Origin of the sequence: Nocardia jejuensis NBRC 103114 (assembly GCF_001613145.1) — a bacterium.
GTDB classification, from domain to species: domain Bacteria; phylum Actinomycetota; class Actinomycetes; order Mycobacteriales; family Mycobacteriaceae; genus Nocardia; species Nocardia jejuensis.
In genome coordinates this window covers 87,106-94,797 of record NZ_BDBU01000023.1, presented here as the reverse complement: position 1 = coordinate 94,797, position 7,692 = coordinate 87,106, and the positions used below count along the sequence as shown (strand labels likewise).

At 67.7% G+C, this 7,692-nt stretch carries 9 protein-coding genes; 8 read left to right on the top strand and 1 reads right to left on the bottom strand.

The window, feature by feature from the left end:
* The first annotated feature begins 8 nt into the window (after positions 1-8).
* The 8 genes from NJ1_RS18465 (at position 9) to NJ1_RS18430 (ending at position 7,177) form a co-directional block, all read left to right on the top strand.
* Positions 9-293, top strand: a complete 285-nt coding sequence (locus NJ1_RS18465; RefSeq protein ID WP_067696072.1) for a hypothetical protein — start codon at positions 9-11, stop codon at positions 291-293.
* Between the two features lie 76 nt (positions 294-369).
* Positions 370-1,986 carry a hypothetical protein gene (locus NJ1_RS18460; protein WP_245717460.1) on the top strand — a complete coding sequence of 539 codons (1,617 nt, stop codon included), beginning with the start codon at positions 370-372 and terminating at the stop codon, positions 1,984-1,986.
* 73 nt (positions 1,987-2,059) lie between these two features.
* The gene (locus tag NJ1_RS18455) at positions 2,060-3,844 is read left to right on the top strand and encodes a hypothetical protein (RefSeq protein ID WP_067695724.1); all 1,785 of its coding nucleotides are present in this window, start codon (positions 2,060-2,062) and stop codon (positions 3,842-3,844) included.
* A 5-nt stretch (positions 3,845-3,849) separates the two neighbouring features.
* Positions 3,850-4,650 carry an ESX secretion-associated protein EspG gene (locus NJ1_RS18450; protein WP_067695721.1) on the top strand — a complete coding sequence of 267 codons (801 nt, stop codon included), beginning with the start codon at positions 3,850-3,852 and terminating at the stop codon, positions 4,648-4,650.
* On the top strand, positions 4,647-4,991 hold the full coding sequence (locus NJ1_RS18445) for a hypothetical protein (RefSeq protein ID WP_245717452.1): 345 nt from the start codon (positions 4,647-4,649) through the stop codon (positions 4,989-4,991). Before NJ1_RS18450 ends, NJ1_RS18445 begins: the two co-directional genes overlap by 4 nt.
* A gap of 186 nt (positions 4,992-5,177) precedes the next feature.
* Positions 5,178-5,498 carry a type VII secretion target gene (locus NJ1_RS18440; protein ID WP_067695715.1) on the top strand — a complete coding sequence of 107 codons (321 nt, stop codon included), beginning with the start codon at positions 5,178-5,180 and terminating at the stop codon, positions 5,496-5,498.
* Positions 5,495-6,712: a hypothetical protein gene (locus NJ1_RS18435; RefSeq protein WP_067695711.1), complete on the top strand. Its 1,218-nt coding sequence runs from the start codon at positions 5,495-5,497 to the stop codon at positions 6,710-6,712. Before NJ1_RS18440 ends, NJ1_RS18435 begins: the two co-directional genes overlap by 4 nt.
* Before the next feature lie 156 nt (positions 6,713-6,868).
* Positions 6,869-7,177 (top strand): PE family protein, encoded by a 309-nt coding sequence (locus NJ1_RS18430; RefSeq protein WP_067696067.1) that lies wholly within the window; start codon positions 6,869-6,871, stop codon positions 7,175-7,177.
* 31 nt (positions 7,178-7,208) lie between these two features.
* On the opposite strand, the gene NJ1_RS18425 is transcribed toward NJ1_RS18430, so the two are convergent.
* Complete coding sequence (locus NJ1_RS18425) at positions 7,209-7,673, bottom strand: hypothetical protein (protein WP_067695708.1); 465 nt, start codon at positions 7,671-7,673, stop codon at positions 7,209-7,211.
* Between the last annotated feature and the right edge of the window lie 19 nt (positions 7,674-7,692).

Here is a 7,692-nt window from a genome sequence, read left to right as displayed (position 1 = left end):
GGATGGACGTGCGCAGTGGCCGTCCGACCGAGGAGCAATTGCGGCACAATTTCGAGGCCGCGCTGGCCGCCGCTCTCCAGGGGCAGGGCGTCCGCAGTTCGACGGGCCTCGACTCTCCGACGCAGGATGCGCTGTGGGCGATCGCCCGCGCCCGTCCGGAAGCCAGGGAAGACATGGTCGATGCGGCTCGCCGATCCTTCGCCGGTCAGTTGGACGGCAGCAATGCCGCGCGCTGGCGCGAGGAACTCGAACGCACGATCGCCGAACGTCGTTCATCGTCCGAAGGCAAGTGATTCCGGCGCACGACCCCGACAGCCCGGGGTTCGTGTCGTCTCAGGGTGACCGTCGAGGAGACGATTACGCGTGACCATGTCCCACGAAGCCGGCGAGGTGTCCCACCGAACCGGCGAAAACCGCACCGGTGACACACAATCGGGCCCGCCGAACGCCGATGAGCGCGCCGCCGGCCCCGATGTCGACCTCGAATTCGACTCCCTGTCACCTGTGATCGGAGTGGAGACCGCCGAATCATCCGGCGCGGCAGAGGAATCCGCCCCCGATATCGGCTTCAGCCTGGGCGCCAGGGCGCCCGAGCCCGCCACGGTAGACGTCGCGGACCGCGCTCGCTCGCTCGCGCACGCCATCGCGCAACAGCTCATGTCCCAGGGTCCGCAGGGCTGGACCCGCGTCCACGCGGCATTCGCCATGACGGTCACCGGTCAGCTGTCCCGCCTGACCTACTCCGACGACTCCGGCCGCCAGGCTCAACGGGTCCCGTCTCCGGAGACACTCGACCTGGTGGTCGAACATCGCACGCTCTCAGCGACTCTCGGTGACGGTCCCTGGTGGCGGCTCGAGATCACGCTCACCTCCGAGGGTGAGCTGGATGTGGACCACGACTACGGCGACGAGCCGTTTCCCGCGGATCAACTCTTCGCGGCACAGGACTACCTCGCCGACCTGGATGCCTACCCGCGTACTACCCTGCCGACCTGGCTGGCGGCCTATGCCCGTCACGGCAACAGACAGGTGCGCACTCCGCAGCAAGCGGGCGCGGCCGCCCGCGCCGACCGCGAATCCGCGGTGCTGCCAACGGCTTCCGACGACGATTTCCCGGATTTCCCGGTGCTGTGGTCGCGATGGTCGGCTCTCGCGGCCGCGTTCGTGGCGATCGGCTCGGAATGGGGCCCGCGTGTGCTGCCGTCCTTCGGCTGGTTCGAAGGGTCGCGCCGGTCGGGCTCCTCGCTCTACGCCCTGCCGGGTGGTCGCGCGGTGCTGTCGGGTGGCGTCTGGAACGCACCGGAGCTCGATATCGCGTATAACGGCGGAACACCGCTCCCGCGCCTGTACGCGGGCGCTCCCGAGTGGATCGCCAACTCGGTGTTGAACTCTCGTGCCGGTGGTGGCCTGCTGACCTTCTGCTACTGGTGGGAGCGCGGTCGCTGGTATCGCGGCGAATCCCCGCACGCGGCCGAATTGGCCGCCGCGGTCCCGGGAATGTGGACCGCCGCCACGGTCGTGGACGTGATCTGCGGTCTGCTCGCGGACGAGCCGTCGGACTCGCTGCGCAGTGCGGTCACCGACTACGTGGACGCGGCCGAACGCAATGACGTGACCCGCGAGCACCTCTCCGAAACATTCGGTGACACAGCCGATCTGGACGGCGCGAACTACCAGCTCACGGTGTCGGGCGTGGCCCGCACCGGCCCCGGCCGCCTGCCCGAATCCGACGCGATCGCCGAGGTGCTGCGCTACATCGACACCCATGCCGTCGACACCACCGGCTACCCCCTGGATCAGCTACGCGCGGAACGACTTCCGGTCGGCTGGCTGGTTCACACGCCCCCCGGGCAGGGCGAGATCTCGGTGCAGCGCGCCCTGTTCTACGTCGCGGACGACGGCGTCGTGGAGTACGCGACATCCGCGACTCCGCCATCGGTCTACACACCCGGTTTCGAACAGCGTTTCCATCAGAGACATTCGTGAGGAATCTCGGTTCGACCTCACAGGTCGAACCCGAAGGCCCTATCTTCGAACAGATATGAGTGAGGAGTGAGACGTGGCCGACGAGGACAACCCCTGGCCCGAGCTGTCCAAGCTAGCGCGCGGCGGCACACTGCAACTCGAACCAGGCGCCGCGAAGGAGGCGGCCAAGTTCGCCGCCGATGCCGTGTACGCGCTCAGCGAGGCGAAGAAGCATACGAAGCAGCTGACCGAATACACCGGATTCAGCGACAACAATATGTTGCAGTCCGCCCTCACCCTGCGCGACCGATTCGCGGCCCAGGGCGGCCGCGTCGACGAAATCCTCGACCACTACATCACGCTCGTGAATGCCCTGGGCGACACCCTGATCGTCGCGGACAAGACCTATGACGCGCAGTCGCAGGATTCCGAGCTGGCCTTCGTCAAACTGAAGCAGGAGGCCACCAAGGGCGCTCCCGGACTCGTTCTCCCGCAGCCGGGCCGGACCGATCTGCCGGCCTGGACCGATCGCCCGCCGACCCCCGGCGTCGACAACGGCCTCGGTGACATGGCAGCGGTCGCCGATGCGAAGACCGGCCGCTACACCGATGTGATCGGCGTCGAAGATCCGGGCAGCCACGACGGAAAGTGGTTCGTGGACATCGGTCATGGCATCCATCCACAGTTGGTCGCGGATAAGAGCGGCGCCTGGGATGCGATCGCCGATCGGATCGGCGGCAGCTTCGAAACCCTCGTCGGCCGCCTGGAGCGGCTCAACGACGAAAAGCAGTGGACCGGTAAGGGCGCGGACGGCGCGATAGCGGCGGTCAAGCGATTCAACATGCAGGCCGCCAACTTTCGGATCGACCTGCACGGCATTTCCGAGAACCTGCTGTACACCTCGGGCTTCCTGAACTACACGCTCAGCAACCTGTACAAAGAGTGGAAAGAGGAGTGGCGCGGGAAAGACGAGGAGACGCAGATCATCAACGACGGCGTCGCCGCGTTCACCAAGTGGTACATCCCCGGAATCAAGTACGCGGGCACCGCGATTCCGAAGCTGGTCGATCCGACCGCACCGCTGCCGTCGCTGGATGATCCAGGCAGCCGCCAGAATCCGAATACCGGCGGCGGAGGCTCCACGAACCCGAACAAGTTCGGCGCGGCGACGCTGCCGTCCAACGCTCTTCAGGAACTGCCCAAAACCGATCCGAACAAGACGGATCCCAGCAAAACCGACCCCAGCAAGACGGACCCCAGCAAGACCGATCCGAACGGCACCGACCCGGGCAAGAACGGCACCGACCCTGGTAAGAACGGAACGGATCCGGGCAAGAACGGCACCGATCCGAGCAACAACGGTCAGGGCGGTTCCAGCCAATCCGGTTCGTCCGCATCGGATTCCGGTCTCTCGCAGCTGAGCAGCGCGCTGTCCGGACTCACCTCGCAGGCCTCGCAAGCGTCGCAGCTCTCGCAGGCGAAGGACGCCAGCTCCATCTCGCCGCTGTCCTCGCTGCCCGGCTCGCTGAGCAATCTCGAGAAGGCCCTCAAGGGTGGCGGCGGTGGCGGGGGAGGAGGCGGCGGTCCGCTGACCCCGTCGACGCGCGAACCGAGCCAGAAGCTCTTCCCGCGCGCCGCGGTCGCGGCCACGACCGCGGAGACTTCCGCGTCCTTCGGCGGTCGTGCCGGCATCGCGGCCGGTGGCAGTAGCATGCCCATGGGTGGCGGTATGCCGATGGGCGGGGGAATGGGGCACGGCGCGCAGGGCGGTCAGGGCGGCAAGGATCACAAGCGCCCGGACTTCCTCGATTCGACCGAGTACCTCGAGGAAGCCATGGGTGACGCGCCGATCGTTGCGAAACCTGTGGTGGAGGGCTGATTTCGGTGCATCGAACCTGGTCCTTCACGGATCTGGAATTCCTGGTGCTGTGGGAGGAGTCGGGCGAGGAGTTCCTGCCGCGCCCGCTGACTTTCATGAGTCGCACCGAGTGGTGGGACGACCACCTGGCGAACAAGGCCCGCGCCCGCGACGATCTGCGCGACCGCGATCCGGAGCTGGCGAGCGTGCTGCACGCCCTGTGCGCTCCGGATGTCAGGGTCGAGGTGCACGGCTGGGACGGCCATGACCGGCTCGACGCGGCGGGCAGCATCCGCCTGCTCGCGGTGCGTTTCGGTGATCTCGGCTATCTGGTGACCCAGTTGCCCGGCGAAACCGTCAGGCACAGCGCCGGATTCACCGTCACCGAATTCGAGGCGTCCAAGCTCGCGAGCGAGGTCGTCGCGGCGCTTCCGGACACCGAATCGGGTCGCGGCCGCGATATCGTGCTGGCCGAAGAGGAGCACATCGACGAGATCGATTTCGGATACGGCATGTCTCCGGCGCACGAGACGCTCGAGGGCACTGTCGTCACCCGCGCCTCCGACTTTCTCGCCGCGCCCGCGGAGAATCTCGGCCGGATCGATGTGGTGCAGGGACATTCGCGCTTCGGCCCGCGGGGCATCACCAGGCATGTCATCGAGTGGCGTGATCTGGTGCAGGATGGGCGCTATGTCGTCACCGGTGAACATCCGCCGGTGGCCGCACCCGCCGATCGCCGACGGATGACAGCGACTCTCGACACCCGAATCAGCGCGGTGATCCTCGCTCTGGAAGACGAATGGGCCGAAGGGCAGGTATCGCAGTGACCACCGACGACCTCGGATTCCCCACCGAGTTCACCGCTTCCTCACGCACCGGATCCATCGTGGTGACGACCACGGAACAGGGTCTGCCACGCGGGATCACGGTGGAACGGGACAGCCTGCGCGACGATCCGCAGCAGTTGGCCGGGGAGATTCTGCGCCTGTGCCGACAGGCGGCGAACCGGGCGGGGATGGAGCGGCGCGCGCAGTTGCAGGCCGCCGGTCTGGCGCCGGAGCTGTTGTCGCTGACAGGTTTACCGACCGTCGAGGAGGTAACTCGTCAAGAGCTCGTGCAGGAGCAGGAGTACGAGACGGAGCCGGACAGCTGGTTGCGTCCGATATGACCGTTTCGGCGGGAACTGATACCGTCGAATTTCATAGTGCGGCAGCTTGATTGGAATTCCTGCCGATAACCCGGTGAACACCTGGTGTTCACCGCCACGGCGGGGAGTTCGCGCAGGCTTTCCTATACGGCGCGAATCCTCGCTCTGTATAGTTCGTTATGAATTGATCTTCCAGATGGGGGTCTCATGAGCAGCAACCTCGTTGCGACGCCGGATGCGATTCGCCGGTACGGTGATGTCTCGGCCGCGGTGGCTTCCACCGTCGCCGGTGCCGCCGCCGCGGACCAGGCAGCCACCATTGCCGCCGCGATCCCGGTCTTCGGGCTGATCGGCCAGGACTTCCTGCTGAGTTTCGTTGGCGCACAGGGCAACCATGTCGCCGCCACGGCCGAACTCGCGGCCGTCTTCGCCGGCACCGCGGCGACCTCGTACGACGCGGCCGCGACCTATGAGAATGCCGAGACCGAGTCCAGCGTCGACTTCATCTCGCTGTCGCAGGAGCTATGACCACGCCGTCCGTTCCGGGTGCGCTCGATTCCGCCGTGGCGGATGTGTTGCGTGGCACCGCGCTCGGACCGACGCTCGATCGTCCGATCAACGACATCCTGCAGGACATGGGCCTGCCGTCGCTGCCGCAGCTGCCGCCCGTCCCGGCGCTGCCGGAACTTCCGCCGCTGCCGGTCATCGACCTGAGCGCACTCACCCGCCCGCTCACCGATCTGGCCGCCTCGTTCGGCACCGGCCAGCTCGGCAATGTGGATGCGACGCAGGTGCTCTCGGGTGTGTCCAGTGCGCTGCAGCAGGTCGTGTCGGTCGCGACCTCCCTCATGTCGCTGGCGAGTCAGTGGCAGGGTGACGGCGCGACCGGTGCCGCCGAGAAGGGCGCCGCGGCACAGACGAACGCGGTCGAATTGCAGGGTCAGAACGTGCAGCAGAAGACCGTGCTCGCGGGCGCCGCGACCACCGTCGCGACCGGTGCGGCCAGCATGGCGGGCATCATCACCAAATTCATCACCGGCGCCACCATCGCCGCGCCCTTCCTGGTGACCCCTCCCGGGCAGGTGTTCCTGCTGTCGCTCGCCAGCGAAACCGCCGCGGAAGCCACCGCTGTGGTCGCCTCGACCCGCTCTCAACTCACCGTCGAGAGCGCGGAGATGACGGTGGCCGGCAAGAAGGTGGACGTCACCGATGCCCCGAAGGGTGTCGACTCGCTGTCGCAGTTGACCCAGTTGATCAGTGCGATCCAGCCGCTGGCCAGCGCGGTCGGCAGCGGCGTCCAGACCGTCCAGCAGCAGCTCGAGTCCATCGCGGAGCCGATAGAGACCCAGTCCGCCGAGGTCGATCCGGTGGCGGCCGCGCTCGCCGGTGGCGGCGGTGTGGCCGGTGGAGTCGGCGGTCTGTCGGCGATCGGCGGCCTGGCCGCGACCACCCCGCTGAGTCAGTGGAGCGGCACCCGCTCGATGAGCGCGGCCCCCGGCGCCCCGGCCGCCCCGTCGGCCGAACCGGTCGCCGGCACTCGCCCCGCGGCGACCACTCCCGGCATGATCCCGCCGATGGCGGGCGCGGGTCTCGCTCCGCAGAACCAGGATTCGGGCGACGAGGACATCCGCACCAATATGGTCACCGGCGAACACGGCGACGAGGTGGTCGGCGAACTCGGCAATACCGGCGTCCCCGTGGTCGGGGCGGTCGGTACGACCAGCCCGCGCTCCGCCGTCTGATCGGGTCGCGGCCGCGGTCGTGGCGCCGGTGATCATGATTCCGCCGGTCTGCTCGAGTGCGCGTGCCGCAGTGGCGAGAGTTCGCTGTCCCACTCGGTAGGAGTTCGGTCGCCGAACGCGGTAGGATGCCTGCAACTGGGAGGGATGGTGAACGAAATGGCTATGGGGAGTGTGCGTTTCGATGCGGCCACCGCGTTGTCCGCGGCAGCCGATCTGGACGCTCTGGCAGACCGCCTGGAGGCCACGCTGAAGGCCGAGACCCCGGCGCTGCGGGTCCAGTCAGCCGGCGCCGACGAGGTCTCACTACAGGCCGCCGACACCCTCACCGGTGTGGGCAATTCCTACGTCCAGCAATCCGGTCTCGGCATCGGCGAACTCCGCGCACTCGCCGCGGCCGTCCGCACCCACGCCGCGACCTTCCAGCAGATCGAGTCCGACTCCACGGCCGACTTCACCAACCTCTGACGGCCGAGTCGTATCGGCCGTCCCCGGAGTCTTATTCGGCCGGCCGGTCGATGCGGGTCGGCACCGGTTCGCCCTCGGGAGAGTCGGGGGCGAACGCGGGGGTGGAGCCCGCCAGGCTGAGGTAGCCGTTGATGCTCTGCGTGAGGGTCAGGCCGTAGCCGTCGGGAGTGCGGGTGTAGGTCGTGCGGGGGCGCGCGGGGCGGTCGGTCCGGGTGGGCCAGCTCTGTTCGGTCCAGGCCTTCGTCACCAGGTCGAAGTACTCGTCCGAGGTGTCGGGGGTGGTCCCGACGACCCAGTACCGGATGTCGAAGAACTCCAGCAGATTGTCCGGGTTGTTCTGCTCCCAGGGCAGATTCACGCCGCGGTGCAGGTTGGCGGCGGGCAGGTCGGGATGGTGGAGGGTCAGCGCGAACTCGGCGGGCAGGGCTCGCAGGGTCTGCGTGAAGTGCCGCAGCAGGTGCGCGCGGGCCGCGGCCTGCGTGGTCGCCGATGGCATGCCGTCCTCGTTTCGTCGG

Bases quoted from the DNA above. Each gene is read 5' to 3' on its own strand.
- NJ1_RS18460 (WP_245717460.1), top strand. From the start codon at position 370: ATGTCCCACGAAGCCGGCGAGGTGTCCCACCGAACCGGCGAAAACCGC.
- NJ1_RS18440 (WP_067695715.1), top strand. From the start codon at position 5,178: ATGAGCAGCAACCTCGTTGCGACGCCGGATGCGATTCGCCGGTACGGT.
- NJ1_RS18435 (WP_067695711.1), top strand. From the start codon at position 5,495: ATGACCACGCCGTCCGTTCCGGGTGCGCTCGATTCCGCCGTGGCGGAT.
- NJ1_RS18430 (WP_067696067.1), top strand. From the start codon at position 6,869: ATGGCTATGGGGAGTGTGCGTTTCGATGCGGCCACCGCGTTGTCCGCG.
- NJ1_RS18425 (WP_067695708.1), bottom strand. From the start codon at position 7,673: ATGCCATCGGCGACCACGCAGGCCGCGGCCCGCGCGCACCTGCTGCGG.